This window comes from Streptomyces sp. B6B3 (assembly GCF_039871525.1).
Classification (GTDB): Bacteria; Actinomycetota; Actinomycetes; order Streptomycetales; family Streptomycetaceae; genus Streptomyces.
Genome location: NZ_JBDPLU010000001.1, coordinates 951,443 through 971,912, shown reverse-complemented (window position 1 = coordinate 971,912; position 20,470 = coordinate 951,443). Strand labels below are relative to the sequence as shown.

At 72.8% G+C, this 20,470-nt stretch carries 22 protein-coding genes and 3 tRNA genes; 5 read left to right on the top strand and 20 right to left on the bottom strand.

What is annotated here, in order from left to right:
* Positions 1 to 4 precede the first annotated feature (4 nt).
* Positions 5 to 1,666, bottom strand: coding sequence for a DAK2 domain-containing protein (locus ABGB06_RS04085; protein ID WP_347585285.1), 1,662 nt, complete (start codon positions 1,664 to 1,666; stop codon positions 5 to 7).
* Between the two features lie 213 nt (positions 1,667 to 1,879).
* On the opposite strand from ABGB06_RS04085, the gene rpmB reads away from it, so the two are divergent.
* The gene (gene rpmB / locus ABGB06_RS04080; protein ID WP_347585284.1) at positions 1,880 to 2,065 is read left to right on the top strand and encodes a 50S ribosomal protein L28; all 186 of its coding nucleotides are present in this window, start codon (positions 1,880 to 1,882) and stop codon (positions 2,063 to 2,065) included.
* A 40-nt stretch (positions 2,066 to 2,105) separates the two neighbouring features.
* On the opposite strand, the gene thiD is transcribed toward rpmB, so the two are convergent.
* Both thiD and ABGB06_RS04070 read right to left on the bottom strand, forming a co-directional pair.
* Entirely contained in the window at positions 2,106 to 2,921 is an 816-nt protein-coding gene (thiD, locus tag ABGB06_RS04075) for a bifunctional hydroxymethylpyrimidine kinase/phosphomethylpyrimidine kinase (protein ID WP_347585282.1), read from the bottom strand.
* Positions 2,922 to 2,996: 75 nt separating this feature from the next.
* Positions 2,997 to 3,986: a thiamine-phosphate kinase gene (locus tag ABGB06_RS04070; protein ID WP_347585281.1), complete on the bottom strand. Its 990-nt coding sequence runs from the start codon at positions 3,984 to 3,986 to the stop codon at positions 2,997 to 2,999.
* A gap of 164 nt (positions 3,987 to 4,150) precedes the next feature.
* Here ABGB06_RS04070 and ABGB06_RS04065 point away from each other — a divergent pair, with 164 nt between their 5' ends.
* Positions 4,151 to 4,384 carry an Lrp/AsnC ligand binding domain-containing protein gene (locus ABGB06_RS04065; RefSeq protein ID WP_347585279.1) on the top strand — a complete coding sequence of 78 codons (234 nt, stop codon included), beginning with the start codon at positions 4,151 to 4,153 and terminating at the stop codon, positions 4,382 to 4,384.
* Between the two features lie 22 nt (positions 4,385 to 4,406).
* The gene (locus tag ABGB06_RS04060) at positions 4,407 to 4,910 is read left to right on the top strand and encodes a DUF3515 domain-containing protein (RefSeq protein WP_347585461.1); all 504 of its coding nucleotides are present in this window, start codon (positions 4,407 to 4,409) and stop codon (positions 4,908 to 4,910) included.
* Between the two features lie 53 nt (positions 4,911 to 4,963).
* Here the strand turns inward: ABGB06_RS04060 and ABGB06_RS04055 are convergent, their stop codons facing one another.
* From ABGB06_RS04055 to ABGB06_RS04045, 3 genes are all read right to left on the bottom strand, one after another.
* Complete coding sequence (locus tag ABGB06_RS04055; RefSeq protein WP_347585278.1) at positions 4,964 to 6,118, bottom strand: D-alanine--D-alanine ligase family protein; 1,155 nt, start codon at positions 6,116 to 6,118, stop codon at positions 4,964 to 4,966.
* A gap of 97 nt (positions 6,119 to 6,215) precedes the next feature.
* Positions 6,216 to 7,217 carry an NAD(P)H-dependent glycerol-3-phosphate dehydrogenase gene (locus tag ABGB06_RS04050; RefSeq protein WP_347585277.1) on the bottom strand — a complete coding sequence of 334 codons (1,002 nt, stop codon included), beginning with the start codon at positions 7,215 to 7,217 and terminating at the stop codon, positions 6,216 to 6,218.
* Positions 7,214 to 8,026, bottom strand: coding sequence for a lysophospholipid acyltransferase family protein (locus tag ABGB06_RS04045; protein ID WP_347585276.1), 813 nt, complete (start codon positions 8,024 to 8,026; stop codon positions 7,214 to 7,216). The genes ABGB06_RS04050 and ABGB06_RS04045 overlap by 4 nt, the downstream gene beginning before the upstream one ends.
* A 238-nt stretch (positions 8,027 to 8,264) precedes the next feature.
* Between ABGB06_RS04045 and cofC the strand changes: the two genes are divergently transcribed.
* Positions 8,265 to 8,921: a 2-phospho-L-lactate guanylyltransferase gene (gene cofC / locus ABGB06_RS04040; RefSeq protein ID WP_347585274.1), complete on the top strand. Its 657-nt coding sequence runs from the start codon at positions 8,265 to 8,267 to the stop codon at positions 8,919 to 8,921.
* Here the strand turns inward: cofC and ABGB06_RS04035 are convergent.
* From ABGB06_RS04035 to leuC, 5 genes are all read right to left on the bottom strand, one after another.
* The gene (locus ABGB06_RS04035) at positions 8,893 to 9,096 is read right to left on the bottom strand and encodes a hypothetical protein (RefSeq protein WP_347585273.1); all 204 of its coding nucleotides are present in this window, start codon (positions 9,094 to 9,096) and stop codon (positions 8,893 to 8,895) included. The two genes, cofC and ABGB06_RS04035, sit on opposite strands and share 29 nt — an antisense overlap.
* Before the next feature lie 91 nt (positions 9,097 to 9,187).
* Positions 9,188 to 9,760: an HU family DNA-binding protein gene (locus ABGB06_RS04030; protein WP_347585271.1), complete on the bottom strand. Its 573-nt coding sequence runs from the start codon at positions 9,758 to 9,760 to the stop codon at positions 9,188 to 9,190.
* Positions 9,761 to 9,886: 126 nt separating this feature from the next.
* Positions 9,887 to 10,141, bottom strand: coding sequence for a hypothetical protein (locus tag ABGB06_RS04025; protein WP_347585270.1), 255 nt, complete (start codon positions 10,139 to 10,141; stop codon positions 9,887 to 9,889).
* Between the two features lie 113 nt (positions 10,142 to 10,254).
* On the bottom strand, positions 10,255 to 10,848 hold the full coding sequence (leuD, locus tag ABGB06_RS04020) for a 3-isopropylmalate dehydratase small subunit (protein ID WP_347585268.1): 594 nt from the start codon (positions 10,846 to 10,848) through the stop codon (positions 10,255 to 10,257).
* Between the two features lie 4 nt (positions 10,849 to 10,852).
* The gene (leuC, locus tag ABGB06_RS04015; protein ID WP_347585267.1) at positions 10,853 to 12,277 is read right to left on the bottom strand and encodes a 3-isopropylmalate dehydratase large subunit; all 1,425 of its coding nucleotides are present in this window, start codon (positions 12,275 to 12,277) and stop codon (positions 10,853 to 10,855) included.
* Between the two features lie 149 nt (positions 12,278 to 12,426).
* Here leuC and ABGB06_RS04010 point away from each other — a divergent pair, with 149 nt between their 5' ends.
* Positions 12,427 to 13,155 (top strand): IclR family transcriptional regulator, encoded by a 729-nt coding sequence (locus ABGB06_RS04010; RefSeq protein WP_347585266.1) that lies wholly within the window; start codon positions 12,427 to 12,429, stop codon positions 13,153 to 13,155.
* Positions 13,156 to 13,204: 49 nt separating this feature from the next.
* Here the strand turns inward: ABGB06_RS04010 and ABGB06_RS04005 are convergent.
* The 9 genes from ABGB06_RS04005 to ABGB06_RS03965 form a co-directional block, all read right to left on the bottom strand.
* Positions 13,205 to 13,277: transfer RNA gene (locus ABGB06_RS04005), tRNA-Glu, on the bottom strand.
* A 1-nt stretch (position 13,278) separates the two neighbouring features.
* Positions 13,279 to 13,351, bottom strand: a tRNA-Glu gene (locus ABGB06_RS04000).
* A 28-nt stretch (positions 13,352 to 13,379) separates the two neighbouring features.
* A tRNA-Gln gene (locus ABGB06_RS03995) sits at positions 13,380 to 13,451 on the bottom strand.
* A 178-nt stretch (positions 13,452 to 13,629) separates the two neighbouring features.
* Complete coding sequence (gltX, locus tag ABGB06_RS03990; protein ID WP_347585264.1) at positions 13,630 to 15,129, bottom strand: glutamate--tRNA ligase; 1,500 nt, start codon at positions 15,127 to 15,129, stop codon at positions 13,630 to 13,632.
* The gene (locus tag ABGB06_RS03985) at positions 15,126 to 15,884 is read right to left on the bottom strand and encodes a fumarylacetoacetate hydrolase family protein (protein ID WP_347585263.1); all 759 of its coding nucleotides are present in this window, start codon (positions 15,882 to 15,884) and stop codon (positions 15,126 to 15,128) included. Before ABGB06_RS03985 ends, gltX begins: the two co-directional genes overlap by 4 nt.
* 46 nt (positions 15,885 to 15,930) lie before the next feature.
* Positions 15,931 to 16,524, bottom strand: coding sequence for an ATP/GTP-binding protein (locus ABGB06_RS03980; RefSeq protein WP_347585261.1), 594 nt, complete (start codon positions 16,522 to 16,524; stop codon positions 15,931 to 15,933).
* On the bottom strand, positions 16,505 to 17,197 hold the full coding sequence (locus ABGB06_RS03975) for a DUF742 domain-containing protein (protein WP_347585260.1): 693 nt from the start codon (positions 17,195 to 17,197) through the stop codon (positions 16,505 to 16,507). The genes ABGB06_RS03980 and ABGB06_RS03975 overlap by 20 nt, the downstream gene beginning before the upstream one ends.
* Before the next feature lie 101 nt (positions 17,198 to 17,298).
* Positions 17,299 to 17,712: a roadblock/LC7 domain-containing protein gene (locus ABGB06_RS03970; protein WP_120685224.1), complete on the bottom strand. Its 414-nt coding sequence runs from the start codon at positions 17,710 to 17,712 to the stop codon at positions 17,299 to 17,301.
* A gap of 10 nt (positions 17,713 to 17,722) precedes the next feature.
* Complete coding sequence (locus ABGB06_RS03965; RefSeq protein ID WP_347585459.1) at positions 17,723 to 20,470, bottom strand: nitrate- and nitrite sensing domain-containing protein; 2,748 nt, start codon at positions 20,468 to 20,470, stop codon at positions 17,723 to 17,725.

Genomic DNA, 20,470 nt, shown 5'->3' with positions numbered 1-20,470 from the left:
CGGGTCACTCCACACCGATGAACAGGGGCGTGCCCTGGCGTCCCTCGCAGACCACGGTGTCCACGCCGAGATGGCCCTGGCGCACCTGGGCCTCCAGGCGTTCGGCGAGGCCGGCGGGGGCGTCCGCGCCCAGCACCAGGGTGACCAGCTCGCCACCGGCGGACAGCATCCGCTCCAGCACCTGGCCGGCGACCTGGCCGAGCTCGGCGCCGATCACCGCGACGTCGCCCTCGACGAGCCCCAGCACGTCCCCGGCCTGGCAGATGCCGGCCATGGTCCAGGACTCCCGCTCGGCGACCGTGACCTCGCCGAACCGGGTGGCGCCGGCCGCCGAGGTCATGGCGACCACGTCCTCGTCGAAGCGGCGCTCCGGCGCGTGCACCGCCAGCGCGGCGATGCCCTGCACCGGGGACCGGGTCGGGATGACGGCGATCCGGGTGCCGGCCGTGCGGGCTCGTTCGGCCGCCGCCGCGGCCGGGTGCCACAGCGCCTCGTCGTTGGGCAGCAGGATGACCTCGCGGGCCCGGGCGCGCTCGATGGCAGCGGCGAGCTCGCCGCTGCTCGGGGGCTCCCCCGGGCGCACGGTGAGCGCGACGGAGCCGGCCTCCTCGCACAGCCCGGCCAGCCCGTCCCCCGGCATCACGGAGACGACGACGCGGGCGACGGCGCGCTCCGGCGGCCGGCCGCCGGTGGCCAGCCAGGTGATCCGGATCCGGTGCGGGCGCCCGACGGCCAGCGCCGCCTCCACGGCCGCGCCGGGCTCGGCGGTGTGCACGTGGACGTGGAACAGCCCGTCGCCGCCGACCACCACCAGGGAGTCGCCGAGCCCGTCGAGCCGCTCGCGCAGCGCGGGCACCGCGTCGTCCGGGGCGTCGAGCAGGTAGATCACCTCGTAGCCGGCGTCCGCGTCGCCGGCCCCGCCCGCCTCGCCCGGGGCGCCGGCGCCACCGGCCGGTCCGGGCGCCGGGCAGCCGGGGTCGACGGGCTGCGCGGGCCGGGTCCCGCGGCCCGCGGGCGGGCCGAGCCTGAGATGCGCGGCGGTGCCGGGGGGACGTCCGGACAGCGCCGCGTCCAGCGCCTCCAGCACGGTCACCAGCCCGCTGCCCCCGGCGTCGACCACCCCGGCCTCGGCCAGCACCGGAAGCTGTCCCGGCGTCGCGGCCAGCGCCTCCCTGGCCCCGGCGCAGGCCGCCGCCACCGCCTCGGCGACGGGCCCGGCGGACCGGCCGGCGGCGTCGGCCGCGGCCCGCGCCACGGTGAGCATGGTGCCGGGCACCGGATGGGCCACCGCGTCGTGGGCGGCGTGGGCCGCCCGGTCGAGCGCGTCGACCACGGCGTCCCGGTCGGCCGGCTCCGGGCGCGCGGCCAGCACCTCGGACATGCCGCGCAACAGCTGGGCGAGGATGGTCCCCGAATTGCCGCGCGCCCCGATCAGCGCGCCGTGCGCCATCGTGCGGGCGGCGTCGGCCAGCGTCGGGGTCGCCGCGCCGGCCGCGTCCACGGCCTGGGCGGCGGACTCCACGGTGAGGTAGAGATTGGTGCCGGTGTCGCCGTCGGGCACCGGGTAGACGTTGATCGCGTCGATGTCCTCGCGGGCCTCGCCCAGCGCCGTCAGGGCGATGTGGCACCAGCGCCGGACCGCCCCGGCGTCCAGCGGTTGCGGCACGGGGAACCTCCTCGGCGGGCTGGCGGCCGTCGGGCGCGAGCGCCGACGTCGTGCACGATAGGCGATCCACCGCTGATTTCACCTGGCGGGACGGCTCGGGGTATGCTTCCCCGGTTGCTTGATGTCGTTGAGCTGGAACTCGCGCATCTCCCGCAGCCCTGAGGGTGAGTGACCCCAGGAGCCCTTAGCGAAAACCTGTCTTTGGAGTGACCCGTGGCTGCCAACTGCGATGTCTGCGGCAAGGGGCCGGGCTTCGGCAACCGTATCTCGCACTCACACCGCCGCACCCCCCGCCGTTGGAACCCCAACATCCAGCGGGTGCGCACCGTGGTCAACGGGACGCCGAAGCGGCTCTACGTCTGCACCTCGTGCATCAAGGCGGGCAAGGTCACGCGCTGACCGCGCCGACCGACCCCCGTCAACCGGGCCGGCCCATCGTTCACGATGGGCCGGTTTCGTGCGTTCGGTGGCCGTGGTGCACCGGGCCGATGCCGGCGCCCAGCGGGAAGCCGGCGGCGATGGCGCCGGTGACGTAGTCCTTGGCGTCCGCCGCCGCCCGCGGCACGCTGGCCCCCCGGGCCAGGCCGCAGGCGATCGCCGACGCCAGGGTGCAGCCGGTGCCGTGGGTGTGGCGGTTGGTGTGGCGGGGCGCGCGCAGCCAGTGCTCCGCCGAGCCGTCGGTGAGCAGGTCAACCGCCTCGTCGCCCGGCAGATGGCCCCCCTTGACCAGCACCCACCGCGGCCCGTGGGCGAGCAGCGCCGCGGCGGCCCGCGGCAGGTCGGCCTCGGACGCCACCCGGACGCCGGTGAGCTGGGCGACCTCGGGCAGGTTCGGGGTGGCCACGGTCGCCACCGGCAGCAGCTTCCGGCGCACCGCGTCCAACGCGTCCGCGGCGAGCAGCGAGTCGCCGTGCTTGGAGACGCCGACCGGGTCGACGACCACCGGCGCCCCGGCGTCGCCCAGCAGCCCGGCGACGGTCTCGACCAGTTCCGCCGTGGCCAGCATCCCGGTCTTGATCGCCTGGACCCCGATGTCGTCCACGACGCTGCGGAACTGCCGCCTGACCGCCTCCGCCGGCAGCTCCCAGGCGCCCTGCACGCCCAGGGAGTTCTGCGCGGTGATGGCGGTGATCACGCTCATGCCGTGGGTGCCGAGCGCCAGCATCGTCTTCAGGTCCGCCTGGATGCCGGCGCCGCCGCCGGAGTCGGAGCCCGCGACGGTGAGCACACGGGGCGGGGATGAGGGAGCCTGCATGGCTACGACGGTACGCCGGTGCGCGCCGCCGGCTCCGCCCCGGGCCGCCGGATCCGAACGCGGCCCGGACACGTCCTAGGAGCTGAAGTGCTCCCAGCCGCCCGCCTTGTCCCAGGCGGCGCCGTCCACGGTCACGCCTGGCGGGGCGGGGCCGGCGGGGGCGGGTGCCGGGCCGCGGGTCCGCGCCGGGAGCACCTCGCCGATGGTCCGCCAGCGCGCGGGCAGCTTGGTCTCCGGCGGGAAGGTCGCGACGATCGCGTGGTCCTCGCCGCCGGTCAGCACCCAGTGCAGCGGGTCGACGCCCACCGCCTGCCCGATGTCGGACATCTGGGCCGGCACGTCGAGCGCGGCCGAGCGGATGTCGATGCGCACCTTGCTGGCCTGCGCGATATGCCCGAGGTCCGCGATCAGCCCGTCGCTGACGTCGGTCATGGCGGTCGCGCCGAGCGCCGCGCCGGCCGGGCCCGCCGGATAGGGCGGCTCGGGCCTGCGGTGCGCCTCGACGAAGGCGCGGGGCGAGCGGAAACCGCGGGAGAGCACCGCGTAGCCCGCGGCGGACCAGCCGAGCCAACCGGTGACCGCGACGATGTCGCCGGCCCTCGCCCCGGACCTGGTGACCGCCTCCCGGCCGCGCAGATCGCCGAGCGCGGTGATGGAGACGGTGATGGTCTCGCCGCGCACCACGTCACCGCCCGCGACGCCCGCGCCGGCGGCCTGGCACTCGTCGCGGATGCCGTCCATCAGCTCGACCGGCCACGTGGCCGGAAGCTCGGAAGGCACCACGAGCCCGAGCAGCAGGGCGGTGGGCACGGCGCCCATCGCGACGACGTCGGCGAGGTTCTGGGCGGCGGCCTTGCGGCCCACGTCGTAGGCGGTGGACCAGTCGCGGCGGAAGTGCCGGCCCTCCAGCAGGATGTCGGTGCTGGCGACGACCCGGCCGTCCGGCGCGGCCACCACGGCGGCGTCGTCCCCGGGGCCGATCCGCACGGCGGGAGCGCTGCTGATCCGGGAGGTCAGCTCCCGGATCAGCCCGAACTCCCCGAGCTCGCCCACACTGCCCTTCACTCAGCTCTCCTCATGCCTCATGACCGTCTCACCGACCCGTTCGTCACCCGCGCCGCCGACCCGCTCGTCAATCCGCCGCGAACGGCGCCGACCGACGTCTCCCCGCGCAGGTCATGACGCGCTACGGTAGCGCCCCCGCTCCTCGTAGCCGCTGTGGAGGACCCGTGGTACAGGCCTACATCCTGATCCAGACCGAGGTGGGCAAGGCGTCCGCCGTGGCCGACGTGATCTCCAAGATCTCCGGCGTGATCCAGGCAGAGGATGTCACGGGCCCCTACGACGTGATCGTCCGGGCCGAGGCGAGCACGGTGGACGAACTGGGCCGTCTGGTGGTCGCCGAGGTGCAGCGCGTCCCCGGCATCACACGTACCCTGACCTGCCCGGTCGTCCACCTGTGACACCCCGTATTCTCGTCCGGTGATGTCCTTGTCGCCCACCGCGCGCCGAGCCCCGCTGGCCCTGTCGCTCGCACTCGCCCTCGCCGCCTGCGCCGGCGGCGGCCCGGACGTCGAGGTGCCCACCCCGAAGGGCGAGGCCGCGCAGGCGTGCCGGGAGCTGGCACCGGAGTTGCCGCGGCAGGCGGGCGAACAGGAGCGCCGCACGCTGGATCAGGACACACCCTACGCCGCCGTCTGGGGAGATCCGGCCATCGTGCTGCGCTGCGGGGTGGGCCGACCCGAGGTGATCACCCCCGGCAGCGACGCGTACGTGCTGAGCCCTGACTCGATCGAGGTGAACGGCGTCAGCTGGCTGATCGAGGAGGAGGCGGACGGCCTGCGCTGCACCACCACGGGACGCGAGGTGTTCGTCGAGGTGACGGTGCCGGACGACTACGAGACGACGGCCAACCCGCTGGTCGAGATCTCGGGTCCGGTCGACCGGCACATACCCCTCGACGCGCTCTGGTCCCAGTTGGAGGAGTGACCCCGGCCCCGGGGCACCTCCCAGGCCGCGCGAGCCTGGGAGCCCCCGCCGCCTCAGCGCAGGCCGGTGGAGCGACGCAGCGCGGCCTGGATCAGCACGTCGACCAGCTCGGGGTAGCTGACGCCGCTGGCCTGCCACATCCGGGGGAACATCGAGATCGGCGTGAAACCGGGCATGGTGTTGATCTCGTTGATGACGAACTCGCCGTTCTCGCGCAGGAAGAAGTCGGCCCGGACCAGGCCCTCGCAGGAGACGGCCTCGAAGGCGCGCACCGCCAGCCGCTGGACCTCCGCGGTCTGTTCGGGCGTCAGCGGCGCCGGCACGATGCCCTCGGCCGAGTCGATGTACTTGGCCTCGAAGTCGTAGAAGTCGTGCTCGGCGTCCGCGGGGATCTCGGCCGGCAGGCTGGCCCGCGGCCCGTCGGCGAACTCCACCACGCCGCACTCGATCTCGCGCCCGGTGACCTGCGCCTCCACGAGGATCTTCGGGTCGTGCTGACGCGCCAGCTCCAGGGCCGCCTCCAGACCGCCGATGTCGGTGACCCGGGAGATGCCGATGGACGAACCGGCGCGGGCGGGCTTCACGAAGACCGGCCAGCCGTGCTCGCCGGCGAAGTCGAGGATCCGCTCGCGCGCGGCGGCCGGGTCGGTCTCCCACTCGCGGGGGCGCACGACGGTGTAGGGGCCGACGGGCAGGCCGAAGGAGGTGAAGATCCGCTTCATGTACTCCTTGTCCATGCCGATCGCCGAGGAGAGCACCCCGGCGCCGACGTAGGGCACCCCGGAGAGCTCCAGCAGCCCCTGGAGCGTGCCGTCCTCGCCGTAGGGGCCGTGCAGCAGCGGGAAGACGACGTCCACGTCGCCGAGTTCCTTGGGGACCTCGCCGGCCTCGGTGTACACCACCTCACGCCGGGTCGGCTCCACCGGCAGCCGCACGCCGCCGGCGCCCGGCTCGGCGACCTGCTCCACGCTGGGCAGCCGGCGTTCGGCGATCGCCATCCGCGCCGGGTCGTCGGCGGTGAGCGCCCAGTGGCCCTCGGCGGTGATGCCGATGGGCAGCACGTCGTAACGCTCGCGGTCGATGGCGCGCAGCACGGCCCCGGCGGTGACCACGGAGATCCCGTGTTCGGAGCTCCGCCCGCCGAACACGACGGCGACGCAGGGCTTGATGCTGGGGTTTCGGCGCTGGGGCGGGTACTCGCTGCTCATATCACCTGGAGGCTACCTAACGCGGCGGCGTCAGTCAGCGAAGGCCCGCGCCGGTGTTCCGGTGGGCGCGCCCCCGGCACGGACCTCGGGGCCCCGGTCAGCCCTGCTCGGCCTTGGCGGAGCGGGACATCAGCTCCTTCAGGGCGACGTGCGGCGGCGTGCCGTGGTGCACGATGCCCACCACGGTCTCGGTGAGCGGCATGTCCACCCGGTGCCGGCGGGACAGTTCGAGCACCGACTGGCTGGACTTGACGCCCTCCGCGGTCTGCCGGGTGACCGCGATGGTCTCCTGAAGGGTCATGCCGCGGCCGAGGTTGGTGCCGAACGTGTGGTTGCGGGACAGCGGTGAGGAGCAGGTGGCGACGAGGTCGCCCATGCCGGCGAGGCCGGCGAAGGTGTGCGCGTCGGCACCCATGGCCAGGCCCAGTCGGGTGGTCTCGGCCAGGCCGCGGGTGATCAGCGACGCCTTGGCGTTGTCGCCCAGGCCCATGCCCTCCGCGATGCCGACGGCCAGCGCGATCACGTTCTTCACCGCGCCGCCGAGCTCGCAGCCGACCACGTCGGTGTTGGTGTAGGGACGGAAGTACGGCGTGTGGCAGGCGGCCTGGAGCCGCCTGGCGACAGCCTCGTCGCGGCAGGCCACGACCGAGGCGGCGGGCTGGCGTTCGGCGATCTCGGGCGCCAGGTTGGGCCCGGTGAGCACCGCGACGCGCTCCGGTCCCGCCCCGGTGACGTCCGCGATGACCTCGCTCATCCGCTTCGCGGTGCCCAGTTCGACGCCCTTCATCAGCGACACCAGGACCGTGTCGGGGGGCAGCAGGTCGGACCAGCCGGTGAGGTTGCCGCGCAGCGTCTGGGCGGGCACGGCGAGCACCGTGAACTCCGCGTCGCGCGCCGCCTCGGCCGGGTCGGCGGTGGCCCGGACGCCCGCGGGAAGCCGTATGCCGGGGTGGTAGTCGGGGTTGGCGCGGGTGGCGTTGATGGCGTCGGCGCGCTCGGGGCTCCGGCCCCAGAGCGTCACCGTGCACCCCGCGTCGGCCAGGACCATGGCGAAGGCGGTCCCCCAGCTCCCGTTGCCGAAGACGGCGACGTGTGTCACTCAGCTCTCTCCTGTTCGGGCGCCCGGGGCGCCTGCGGTGCTCGGGTCGTGTCGGATGTGGCGGGCGCGTCGGGTGTGTCGGAGCTGCCGGCGGCGTCCTTCCTGGGGTGGAAGGCGAGGCGCCGCTCCGGTGGCGCCTCGTCACGGATCTCGGCGAGCAGCCTGGTGATGGCGTCCATGATCCGGTCCGTGACCTGGCGCAGCACGTCGGCGGTGGGTTCGGCGCCCTGGAACTCGGCGAGGTCCACGGGCGGCCCGGCGACCACGGTCAGGGTCTTCCGCGGCAGCAGACGGAACCGTTTGGTCCTGGCGTACGGGGGCATCGCCTCGTGCGCGCCCCACTGCGCCACCGGGATCACCGGGGCCCCGGTGAGCAGCGCGACGCGGGCCGCGCCGGTCTTGCCCTCCATGGGCCACAGGTCCGGGTCACGGGTCAGCGTGCCCTCGGGATAGAACGCCACGCACTCGCCCCGGTTGACCGCGTCGACCGCGGCCCGGAAGGCGCCCGCGGCGTCCGAGCTCTCCCTGAGCACCGGGATCTGCCCGGTGCCGCGCATGAAGGTGCCCACCACCCGACCCCTGAACAGGCTCTGCTTGGCCAGGAAACGGGGCACCCGCCCGGTGCTGTACTGGAAGTGCGCGTAGGAGAGGGGATCCAGGTAGGAGTTGTGGTTCACCGCGGTGATGAAGCCGCCCGCGGACGGCATGTGTTCCCGTCCGCGCCAGGACCGCCGGAAGAACACCAGCAGCGGCGGTTTCACCACACTCGCGGCCAGTCGGTACCAGAAGCCGATTCTGTGGCGAGACACTCGTCACCATCTCCTCTTGCATTCCTCGGGCCATGTTCCGGCTCGGTCGCTGCGGACGGCCGCACAAGTGTCGCCCTGGGTCCCTGGGCTGTCCAGCGATCGCCACACGCCCCCACGGACCCTTCGCACCCTAGGCCCTGTCCGGCGGATCTTCGCGGGCCCACGAGCATCCGAACCCGACACGGGCCGTGGCCGGGGGCCCGGACGGCCCGCGTGGGGGCCGGGGGACAATGAGGCGGTGCGCGCTGCCGAATGGTCGCTGATCGTCCCGCTCAAGCCGCTGGCGCTGGCCAAGAGCCGGCTGGCCGCGGTGGTGGGCGAGACGCTGCGGCCTTCCCTGGCGCTGGCCTTCGCCGAGGACACGGTGGCGGCGGCGCTGGCCTGTCCCGTGGTCGGCCGGCTGACGGTGGTCACCGACGATCCACGGGCGGCGGAGCGGCTGGTGGCGTTGGGCGCCCGGGTGCTGCCCGACGCCCCGGGGCGCGGGCTGAACGCGGCGCTGGCCTACGGCGCGGCCGCGGTGCGGCGCTCGGCGCCGCGGGCCGCGGTGGCCGCCGTCAACGCCGATCTGCCGGCACTGCGCCCGGCGGAGTTGGCGCGGGTGCTGGCGGCGGCGGACGGGCACGACAGGAGCTTCCTGGCGGACGCCGCGGGGGTGGGCACCACCATGCTGGCGGCGGCGCCGGGAGTGGACCTGGCGCCGGCCTTCGGCGGCCGGTCGCGGGCGCGTCACCTGGCGTCGGGTGCCGTGGAACTGCTGCCGGAGGGGGTGGCGAGCGTGCGCCGGGACGTGGACACCGGCGCGGACCTGCGGGCGGCGCTGGCGCTCGGCGTCGGCCCGCGGACCGCGGCGACCGCGCGGGGCGTCACAACGTCTGCAACGTCACGTGGGTGATGCGGCGCTCCCCGCCCTCGCCGGCCATCTCGATCCGCACCCGCTGGCCGGGCCGGAGCAGCCGCAGGCCGCCGGCGTCGAACGCCTCGGCACCGAAGTCCAGCGGCGTGCCGTCGTCGAGCAGGACGCTGCCCGAGCGCGTCGCGGGGTCGAAGGTGTACGCGGTCGCCTGCATGCGGCGAGCCTAGCGCGCCGGCGGCGGGAACGGCCGTGGGCCGGACTCCGGTGCGGAGTCCGGCCCACGTGGCGGCCGAGGGACGTGGCCGTCACTTCCGGCGGCTGGCGGCCTTCTTGGCCGTGGTCGTGCGCGCCGACGTCCGCTTGGCCGGGGCCTTCTTGGCGGTCGTCTTCTTCGCCGGCGCCTTCTTCGCGGTGGTCTTCTTGGCGGCGGTCTTCCTGGCGGCGGTGGTCTTCTTCGCCGCCGTCTTCTTGGCCGCCGCGGTCTTCTTCGCGGTCGCCTTCTTGGCCGCCGCCTTCTTCGCCGTGGCCTTCTTGGCGGCGGTGCCGCCGGTGAGGCTGCCCTTCGGGGCCTTCTTCACGGCCACGTCGTTCTTCGGCAGCTTCTTGGTGCCGGACACCAGGTCCTTGAATCCCTGACCGGCCCGGAACCGGGGCACGGAGGTCTTCCTGACCCGCACCCGCTCACCGGTCTGCGGGTTACGGGCGTACCGGGCGGGGCGCTCGACCTTCTCGAACGAACCGAATCCGGTCACGGAGACCCGCTCGCCGGCGACCACCGCACGGATGATGGCGTCGAGGACGGTATCGACCGCGTCGGCGGCCTGCTGGCGACCACCGAGCTTGTCGGCGATCGCCTCAACGAGTTGTGCCTTGTTCACGTCTTCCCCTTCGCAGGCTTAGCTGGAACAAAATGTGTTCGCGCTTTTTCGCACGTTAGGCAGATATATTCCGCAAATCAAACGCGAAACGGGCGAATCACCCTTGTGTCGCAACGAACTCGACCATCACGGAGTTCCATCGCCCGGTTCGCCGGGCGGATCCGACGGCGGCCTCCCCGCATCAACGTCCTCCATCAGCCGTTCCAGACGACGGGCGGCACCCGGCAGGTCGTGCTTGGCTGCCGCGGTGATGACCAGCAGCCTCCTGGTCAGGGCCCGCCGTGTGTCGTCGGACACTTGCGAGCCCCGCACCGCGCGGTGCGCGTCCTTCAGTCTTGCGGCGACGAGGTCGTAGAGTTCGAGTTGACCGTCGCGTTCCATGCGGCCGATTGTGCCACCTAAGACCCGGTATCGCCCCCTAAGCCCTCAACGCCCGTGTCGCGTTGGGCGACACGGGCGTTGAGATGCGCTCTCTCGGGGATGCTGAGGCAGCGTCAGGCAACCTGCGTGCGGGGCTTGTACGCCGGGCGCCGCCCCTCGAACGCGGTGATGGCGTCCTCGTTCCGCAGCGTGATGCTGATGTCGTCCAGCCCTTCCAGGAGCCGCCAGCGGGCGTTCTCGTCCAGTTCGAAGCCGGCCTCCACGTCACCGGCCCGGACGACGCGCTCGACCAGGTCCACGGTGATCTCGGCCGCCGGGTCCGCCTCGGTCAGCTCCCAGAGCGCCGCCACGGTCTCCTGCGGCAGCACCACGGTCAGCAGCCCGTTCTTCAGCGAGTTGCCGCGGAAGATGTCGGCGAAACGGGACGAGATCACGGCCTTGAAGCCGAAGTTCTGCAGGGCCCACACGGCGTGCTCGCGGGAGGAGCCGGTGCCGAAGTCGGGGCCGGCGACCAGCACCGTGGCGCCCCGTCGCTCCGGCCGGTTGAGCACGAACTCCGGGTCCTTGCGCCACGCCTCGAAGAGCCCGTCCTCGAAGCCGTCCCTGGTGACCTTCTTCAGCCAGTGGGCCGGGATGATCTGGTCGGTGTCCACGTTGCTCCGGCGCAGCGGCACGGCCCGGCCGGTGTGGGTGGTGAATGCTTCCATGACTTCAGACCTCCACGAGGGCGGGAACGTCGGCCAGGTCGGCCGGGGACGCGAGGCGGCCGGTGACCGCGGTGGCGGCGGCGACCTGCGGGGACACCAGATGGGTCCGGCCGCCCTTGCCCTGCCGGCCCTCGAAGTTGCGGTTCGAGGTGGAGGCGCAGCGCTCGCCGGGGGACAGCTGGTCGGGGTTCATGCCCAGACACATCGAGCAGCCCGCGTGCCGCCATTCGGCGCCGGCCGCGGTGAACACCCGGTCGAGCCCCTCCTCGACGGCCTGCAGCGCCACCCTGACCGAGCCCGGCACCACCAGCATCCGCACCCCGTCGGCCACCCTCCGGCCGTCGAGCACGGCGGCGGCGGAGCGCAGGTCCTCGATCCGGCCGTTGGTGCACGAGCCGACGAAGACCGTGTCGATCGCGATGTCGCGCAGCCGCTGGCCCGCCGTGAGGCCCATGTACTCCAGCGCCTTCTCGGCGGCCAGCCGGTCGCTGGCGTCGCCGTACCCCGCCGGGTCGGGCACCGACGCGGACAGCGGCGCGCCCTGGCCCGGGTTGGTGCCCCAGGTGACGAACGGCGCCAGTTCGGCCGCGTCGATCACCACCTCGCGGTCGAAGACCGCGTCGTCGTCGGTGCGCAACGTCCGCCAGTAGGCGACGGCCTCGTCCCAGTCCGCGTCGGTCGGGGCGTGGTCCCGGCCCCGCAGGTACGCGAAGGTGGTCTCGTCGGGGGCGATCATCCCCGCCCGCGCGCCGGCCTCGATGGACATGTTGCAGATGGTCATCCGGGCCTCCATCGAGAGCTTCTCGATGGCCTCGCCGCGGTACTCGATCACGTACCCCTGGCCGCCGCCGGTGCCGATCCTGGCGATGATCGTCAGGATCAGGTCCTTGGCGGTGACGCCCTCGGGCAGCTCGCCGTTGACCGTGACCGCCATGGTCCGGAACGGCGCCATCGGCAGGGTCTGGGTGGCCAGCACGTGCTCCACCTGGCTGGTGCCGATGCCGAAGGCCAGGGCGCCGAAGGCGCCGTGGGTGGAGGTGTGGGAGTCGCCGCAGACCACGGTGGTGCCCGGCTGGGTCAGCCCGAGCTGCGGGCCGACCACGTGCACCACGCCCTGTTCGGCGTCGCCGAGCGGGTGCAGCCGCACGCCGAACTCCGCGCAGTTCTTGCGCAGCGTCTCCAGCTGGGTCCGGGAGACCGGGTCGGCGATCGGCTTGTCGATGTCGAGCGTCGGGGTGTTGTGGTCCTCGGTGGCGATCGTGAGGTCGGTGCGCCGTACTCGGCGTCCGCCCTTGCGCAGCCCGTCGAACGCCTGCGGGCTGGTCACCTCGTGGATCAGGTGCAGGTCGATGTAGAGGAGGTCGGGCTCGCCCTCCGCGCGTCGGACGACATGGTCGTCCCAGACCTTCTCCGCCAGTGTGCGTCCCATCGCATTCCCTCCGGCCGTGTCCGCCGTGCTGGTCTGATGTGGCCGCCATCCGTTCCCCGCGCGCCGGATGGTGACCGGGTCACCAAGCCTCCCGCGTTCCGCCGGGAAATGAACTTGCGTTTCACAGTGTGAGACGGGAGTATCGTTGCATGGACAACTCCAGTACCGACTCCAGCGGCGTGGGCGTACTCGACAAGGCCGCCCTGGTCCTGGGCGCCCTGGAGTCCGGACCAGCCACCCTGGCGGGACTGGTCGGGGCGACAGGGCTGGCCAGGCCCACCGCGCATCGGATGGCGGTGGCTCTTGAATACCACCGTCTGCTGGCGCGGGACATGCAGGGGCGCTTCGTCCTCGGCCCCCGGCTGGCCGAACTGGCCGCGGCGGCCGGCGAGGACCGGCTGCTGGCCGCGGCCGGCCCCGTGCTCACGCAGTTGCGCGACGTGACCGGGGAAAGCGCCCAGCTCTACCGGCGCCAGGGTGACATGCGGATCTGCGTGGCCGCCGCCGAGCGGCTGTCGGGGCTGCGGGACACCGTACCGGTCGGCTCCACGCTGCCGATGAAGGCCGGATCCGCGGCGCAGATCCTGCTGGCCTGGGAGGAGCCGGAGCGGCTGCACCACGGGCTGCAGGGCGCGCGTTTCACCGCCACCGCGCTCTCCGGCGTGCGACGCCGGGGCTGGGCCCAGTCGATCGGCGAGCGGGAGCCGGGCGTCGCCTCCGTCTCCGCACCGGTGCGCGGGCCCTCCAACCGCGTGGTCGCGGCGGTCTCCGTCTCCGGCCCGATCGAGCGGCTCAGCCGCCACCCGGGACGGATGCACGCCCAGGCCCTGCTCGACGCGGCCGCCCGGCTCACCGAGGCGCTCAAGCGCGGCGGCTAGTCCGCGACGACACGAAGGCGCCTCCGCGGATCGCGGAGGCGCCTGTACGTAGCCCCGACCGGATTCGAACCGGCGCTACTGCCTTGAGAGGGCAGCGTGCTAGGCCGCTACACAACGGGGCCGTACCCCCGACCGGATTCGAACCGGCGCTACTGCCTTGAGAGGGCAGCGTGCTAGGCCGCTACACAACGGGGGCCTGATCCGCTCGGAAGGAGCCGATCACGCTGGGCTACCAGGACTCGAACCTAGACTAACTGAACCAGAATCAGTCGTGCTGCCAATTACACCATAGCCCACCAAAACGCAACCCCCTGCGGGGGCTTAGCTTGGCTGGCCGCCTTCCGGCGACAGGAAGAACACTACCGCACCTTCGAGCGGCCAACCAAAACGGTTACCGCCGCCCCCTCCGCAGAGGAGTCACCCAGAGCGATCGGTCGACCGCCCCTGGTCATCGCCCCGCGTGGGGTCGGTCGGTCAGCCGGCCTCGGCCGTCAGCCGGGCGAGCGCCGCCTCCACGCGGGCCAGGGTCCGCTCCCGGCCCAGGACCTCCAGGGACTCGAAGAGCGGCAGCCCCACCGTGCGCCCGGTGACCGCGACGCGGACCGGCGCCTGCGCCTTGCCGAGCTTCTGGCCGTGGGCCTCCCCGGCGGCCTGCACCGCGGCCTTCAGCGGCTCGGCGGTCCAGGAGGTCGCGGCCGTGAGGTTGTCGCGCGCGGTGGCGAGCACCTCCGCGGCCCCCGGCTTCATCGCCTTGGCCCACGACCGCTCGTCGGACACGGGCTCGTCCAGGAAGAGGAAGTCCACGTTGTCCGTGATGTCGGACAGCACGGTCAGCCGGGTCTGGGCCAGCGGGGCGAGCGCGGCGAAGGCGGCCGGGTCGTACGCCTCCGGCTTCCAGGGGGCGTGCGGCGCCGAGAGCCAGGGCGTGCAGGCCGCGACGAAGTCGTCGAGCGGCAGCTCGCGCAGGTGGACCGCGTTGATCGCCTCGCACTTCTTCAGGTCGAAGCGGGCCGGGTTGGCGTTGACCGCGCCGATGTCGAAGGCGGCGACCATCTCGTCGAGGGTGAAGATGTCCCGGTCCTCGGCGATCGACCAGCCCAGCAGCGCCAGGTAGTTGATCAGCCCCGAGGGCAGGAAGCCGCGGTCGCGGTAGAGGTTGAGCGAGGACTCGGGATCGCGCTTGGAGAGCTTCTTGGTCCCCTCCCCCAGCACGTACGGGAGGTGGCCGAAGCTCGGGATCCGGTCGGGGACGAGGTCGAGCGAGATCAGCGCCCGGTAGAGCGCGATCTGACGAGGCGTGGAGGAGAGCAGGTCCTCGCCGCGCAGCACGTGGGTGATCTCCATCAGCGCGTCGTCCACCGGGTTGACCAGCGTGTAGAGCGGGGCGCCGTTGGCGCGGACGATCCCGTAGTCCGGGACGTTGTCCGGGCTGAAGGTCAGCTCGCCGCGGACCAGGTCGGTGAACGTGATCGGCTCGTCCGGCATCCGGAAGCGGACGATGGGCGCGCGCCCCTCCGCCCGGTACGCGGCGACCTGGGCCTCGGTGAGCGTCCGGCAGTGCCCGTCGTATCCCGAGGGGCGGCCGGCCCGGCGAGCGGCCTCGCGACGCTCCGCCAGCTCCTCCGGCGAGCAGTAGCAGTGGTAGGCGTGCCCGGCGTCGAGCAGCCGGGCCGCGATGTCGCGGTACCGGTCCATCCGCTGCGACTGGCGGTAGGGGCCGTGCGGGCCGCCCACCTCCGGCCCCTCGTCCCAGTCCAGGCCGAGCCAGCGCATGGCGTCCAGCAGCGCCTCGTAGGACTCCTCGGTGTCCCGGGCCGCGTCGGTGTCCTCGATGCGGAAGACGTAGGTGCCGCCGTGGTGGCGCGCGAACGCCCAGTTGAACAGGGCGGTGCGGACCAGGCCGACGTGCGGGTTCCCGGTCGGGGAGGGGCAGAAGCGGACGCGGACGGGGCCGCCGCCAGGGGTGCTGGTCACCGTTGTACGACCTTGTTGGTGAGTGTGCCGATGCCTTCGATGGTGACGGCGACCTCGTCGCCGACATGGAGCGGGCCGACGCCCGCGGGGGTGCCGGTGAGGATGACGTCCTGCGGGAGCAGGGTCATCGACGCCGTGATGTGCACGATCAGCTCCGCGATGGAGCGGACCATCTCGCTGGTGCGGCCGAGCTGCCGCTGCTCCCCGTTGACCGTGCACATCAGGGTGAGGTCGCTCGGGTCGAGCTCGGTCTCCACCCAGGGGCCGAGCGGGCAGGAGCCGTCGAAGCCCTTGGCCCGCGCCCACTGGCTCTCGCGCTGCTGGACGTCGCGCGCGGTGAGGTCGTTGGCGCAGGTGTAGCCGAGGATCACCTCGTGGGCGCGCTCCGCCGGAACCTCGCGGCAGAGCCGGCCGATCACCACGGCGAGCTCGGCCTCGTGGTGGATGTCCGAGGTGAACGACGGATAGGCGATGGGGTCGCCCGGGCCGATGACGGACGTGGACGGCTTGAAGAAGGTGATGGGCGCCTCGGGCACGGCGTTGCCGAGCTCGCGGGCGTGCTCGGCGTAGTTGCGGCCCACGGCGACGACCTTGCTGGGCAGCACGGGCGGCAGCAGGCGGACCTTGTCGACCGGCACCCGGCGGCCCGACCGCTCGACGCCCGCGAAGGGATGGCCCTTGATGATGTCGAGCTGGTCCCCTTCGACCACGCCGAAGCCGACCGTACCGTCGATGGAGAATCTGGCGATGCGCACGAGACCAGCCTAGCGAGCCTAGCGAGACGGAACGCGGGCCCGCCCGTCAGCGGAGGCGGGCCATCAGGGCGTGCTCGACGAGGGTGATCAGAGTGCTCTTGGCCTCCGCGCGCACCCGGGCGTCGGTGGTGATGATCGGCGCGTCCGGACCGATCTGCAGGGCCTCGCGCACCTCCTCAGGCGAGTACGGCTGATGACCGTCGAAGCCGTTCAGCGCGATCACGAAGGGCAGGCCGCTGTTCTCGAAGTAGTCCACCGCCGGGAAGCAGTCCGCCAGCCGCCGGGTGTCCACCAGGACCACGGCGCCGATCGCGCCGCGCACCAGGTCGTCCCACATGAACCAGAAACGGTCCTGCCCGGGCGTCCCGAACAGGTACAGGATCAGATCCTGGTCCAGGGTGATCCGACCGAAGTCCATCGCCACCGTGGTGGTTGTCTTCCCCGCCGTGTGCGTCAGGTCGTCGATCCCGGCCGACGCCGACGTCATCACCGCCTCCGTGCGCAGCGGGTTGATCTCCGACACCGACCCCACGAACGTGGTCTTCCCCACGCCGAACCCGCCCGCGATCACGATCTTCGCGGAGGTCGTGGAACGGGCCGGCGCGGAAAGCCCGGCGTCGTTAGAGCTTGCGAAGTCCACTGAGCACCCTTTCGAGCAGTGTCACGTCTGGCTGGCCGCCGGGATCCCCATCGTGACCCGGCTGGTGAATGGCGACGAGCCCGGCCTCGGCCAGATCGGCCACCAGGATCCGGGCCACCCCGAGGGGGAGGCTGAGCAGCGCGGACACCTCGGCGATGGACTTCACCTCATAGCACAGCTGGCAGATCCGCTGATGCTCCGGCAACTGCCCCGTCAGGCGCGCCGGTTCCGCCGTGGTGCTCACCAGCGCCTCGATCGCCAGCTGGTACCGCGGCCGGGTCCGACCCCCCGTCATCGCGTACGGACGCACCAGGGGCTGCGGCTCGGTCTCCACCGGGCGACGGTTGGGCGGCCGCGAGGCGGGCGTGGGCGGGCGGGCCTCCCGCGGCGGCGGCTGCGGTTCGCGCTGCTGGTGAGGCTGGTGGGGCTGGGGAGCCGGACGCGGCGGGGGTGGGGGGGTCCAGTCCTGGTCGGCGTGGAGGTTCTGACCGAGGCCGATGCCCGGCGGGGTCTCCGACCGCTCGGACGGACGCTGGTCCGGGTTCGGGTGAGGGCGTGCGCCGCTCGGCGTGGAGGGGAAGTTGAAACGTCCCGTCCGCCCGCTGCCCGGCGGCTGCGCCTGGTACTTCTTGCCGTACTCGTCACCGTACGGTCCGCCTGGGGGCGTTGCCACGTCTTCCTCCTCCGACTGCCTTCTCAAAGTCCGCGGGTGCCGGTCAGCACCCTATGGTGCTCGACAGACTTCCGCACAACCCAATGCGCACCGGCCGCCTACTAGTTGAGCAGACTTCCTTGAAGTTCGGCGCGCAGATCGGGCGTCAGGACCGTACCGGCACGATCCACCAACAACGCCATCTCATACCCGACCAGACCGATATCCGCCTCCGGATGCGCCAACACCGCCAACGACGACCCATCCGAAATCGACATGATGAACAAGAACCCCCGCTCCATCTCCACCACCGTCTGATTCACCGCACCCCCCTCGAAGATCCGCGACGCACCAGCCGTCAACGACGTCAAACCCGACGCCACCGCCGCCAACTGATCCGCACGATCCCGCGGAAACCCCTCGGACAACGCCAGAAGCAGACCATCAGCCGACACCACCACCGTGTGCGACACCCCCGGGGTGTTATCCACGAAATTGGTGATCAACCAGTTCAGGTTCTGCGCCGCCTGGCTCATCGGGCTCACACTAACGCTCCTGATCATAGGTGTGACCGGGGCCGCTGCCCGGCTCGTCGTTCCGCGTACCGCGACGTCCACCCGCGTCTCGGCCCTGCTCTACGCCGCGGCGCAGGCTGCTGAGCCTGCCGCGGACGTCCTCCGGAGCGCGGGAGATCTGGGCTCCCCCCTGGGGGGTCTCCGGAAGGGTGTGTTCGGTGAGGTTGGCCCGCGGCACCCGTCGAGGGAGTCCGGAAGACGTCGTGCCGCCCGCGCGTTCCTCGCGTCGTGGCCCCCGGTCCCACCGGACCTCCCCCGGCGTCGGCGCCCAGGGCTCCTCCACCAGTCGCTGTGCCGGGTCCTCCTCAGGCTGCTGCCACTCCTGGCCGCGGCGCGGGAGTCCCGTGCTGGTCGGAGCCTGGTACTCGGCCGCGGCTGGGTCTGGTCGGGTGAAGCCTACGCTGTGCGAGCCCGGTGTGGGACCACCGTGCAAAGATTCTGTGTACGGCGGAAGGGTATCGAACGCCGGTCGGTCGTCCACGGGTTCGCCCGTGGGCCGGACCCCGACCGCGGGGGCGGCCGGGTCCGGCGCCGGTGCCGGTGGGATGTCGCGCGGCGGCACGGCGGCGGCCGATGCCTCGGCCTCCAACGCGGCGCGGCGCTGGTCGCGCAGCAGGGACCGGCCCACCGGATCGAGCTCGACGGTGTCGCCGATCGACGGGTAGCGCGAGTCGTCGAAGCCGTACTGCGCGGCGATGCGCTGCGACGCCTGCCGCGCGGCCGGGTCGGGGGCGTCGGGGTACGGCTCCTCCAGCGTGCCCCGGGAGACCGGGTACTCCTGCCCCCGCTGGGGCTCGGGCTGCTGCGGGGCGCCGCCACCGCCGCGGGTGATCGCCTCGGGCAGCATCACCAGCGAGGTGGTGCCGGTCTGTTCGCCCGAGGGCCGCAGCTGGACCCGGATGCCGTGCCGATCCGCCAGCCGGCCCACCACGTACAGGCCCATCCGGCGGGACACCTCGGCGTCCACCGCCGGCGGCTGGGCCAGCCGCTTGTTGATCGTGGCGAAGTCCTCCTGGGTGAGGCCGATCCCCTTGTCGTGGATCTCGATCATGACCCGGCCGTCCGGCAGCCGGGTGGCGGTGACCCGAACACGGGTGTGCGGCGAGGAGAACGCCGTGGCGTTCTCCAGCAGCTCGGCGAGCAGGTGCACCAGGTCGTTGACCACCGCGGCGTGGATCTCGCAGTCCGGCACGCCGGAGAGGTCCATCCGCTCGTACGCCTCCACCTCGGAGGCGGCCGCGCGCATCACGTCGACCAGCGGCACCGGCTGGTTCCACCGGTGCTGCGGCTCCTCGCCGGCGAGGACCAGCAGGTTCTCGCCGTTGCGGCGCATCCGGGTGGCCAGGTGGTCGAGCTTGAAGAGGTGCTCCAGCTGCTCCGGCTCCGCCTCGCTGTTCTCCAGCTCGCTGATCAGGCCGAGCTGCCGCTCGATGAGCCCCTGGTTACGGGCCGAGAGGTTGGTGAAGATGGCGTTCACGTTGCCGCGCAGCAGGGCCTGCTCGGCGGCCAGCCGGACCGCCTCCCGGTGCACCTGGTCGAAGGCGCGGGCGACCTCGCCGATCTCGTCGCGGCTGCTGATCGGGATCGGCCGCACCCGGGTGTCCACCGCGCCGGGGTCGGTGCGGGAGAGCTGGTCGACCATGGCCGGCAACCGCTGCTCGGCCACGTCGAAGGCGGCCCCGCGCAGCCGGCGCATGTTCCGGCTCATGGACCTCGCCATCAGCGCCGCGATCAGGAAGGCCAGCAGCACGCTGACCACCACCACCGCGGAGTTGACCAGCACGTCCAGCCGGGCGGTGCTCGCGACGTCGCTGGCCTCGGCCACCGCGTCGTCCGCCAGCCGCGCCTCGACCTCGCGGTACGCGTCGAACTCGGCGGTCGCGTAGCGGAACCAGCTGTCCGGGGTGACGCCCTGCTCGGCCAGCTCCTCCGCGGTCGCCCCCGAGGCGATCAGCCGCACCATGTCGGCGAGCTCGGGTGCGTCGGGTACGTCCGCGGCGGCCTCCCGCGCCTCCCTGGTCATCGTCTCGTCCAGCAGCTCGCCGTCCTCGGGGGTGCCCGCGGTGCGGAACTCACCGAAGGCGACGTTCTCCAGGTAGGCGTACGAGCCGAACGCCGTGAGCTGGGCCTGGAGGTCCTCGTCGCCGGGCCCCGGGGCGACCAGCAGGTGGGTGCCGATGGCGCGCTGCAGCGAGCTCGCGGACTTCGAGAGCGAGAGGGCGTAGATGGTGCGGCCGTAGGAGGTGACGTTGCCGGCGCCGAGGCTCAGCTCGTTGGCCAGGGTCATCAGCGGATGCTGCAGCTCGACGTACCCCTCCTCGGTCTCCACACCCGTGGCGTTGTCTCCGTAGGCCACGGCGCGCATCGGCTCCAGCAGCGGCTCCGCCTCCTCGACGGCCGAGATCCGGCGGTCCAGGGACTCGCTCCGCGGCGCCCGGTCGGCCGCCGCCCAGAACGCCTCGCGGGCCTCGTCGGTGACCTGCCGGGCGTCGGCCACGACCCTTCCGCCCGTCCCGCCCTCGAGCAGCGGGCGGGCCGAGACGTCCCGCTCGTCGATGACCGCGTGCGCGTACGCGGTGGCGGCGCTGACCAGCTCGGCGACGCGTTCGGCGTCGTCCGCCTCCCGGGACGTCTTGTAGGACTCGGCGACCCGCAGGCCGCCGAGGGCGAGCGCGAGGAGCACGGGTATCAGCAGGATCGCGTACAGCTTGGTGGCCAC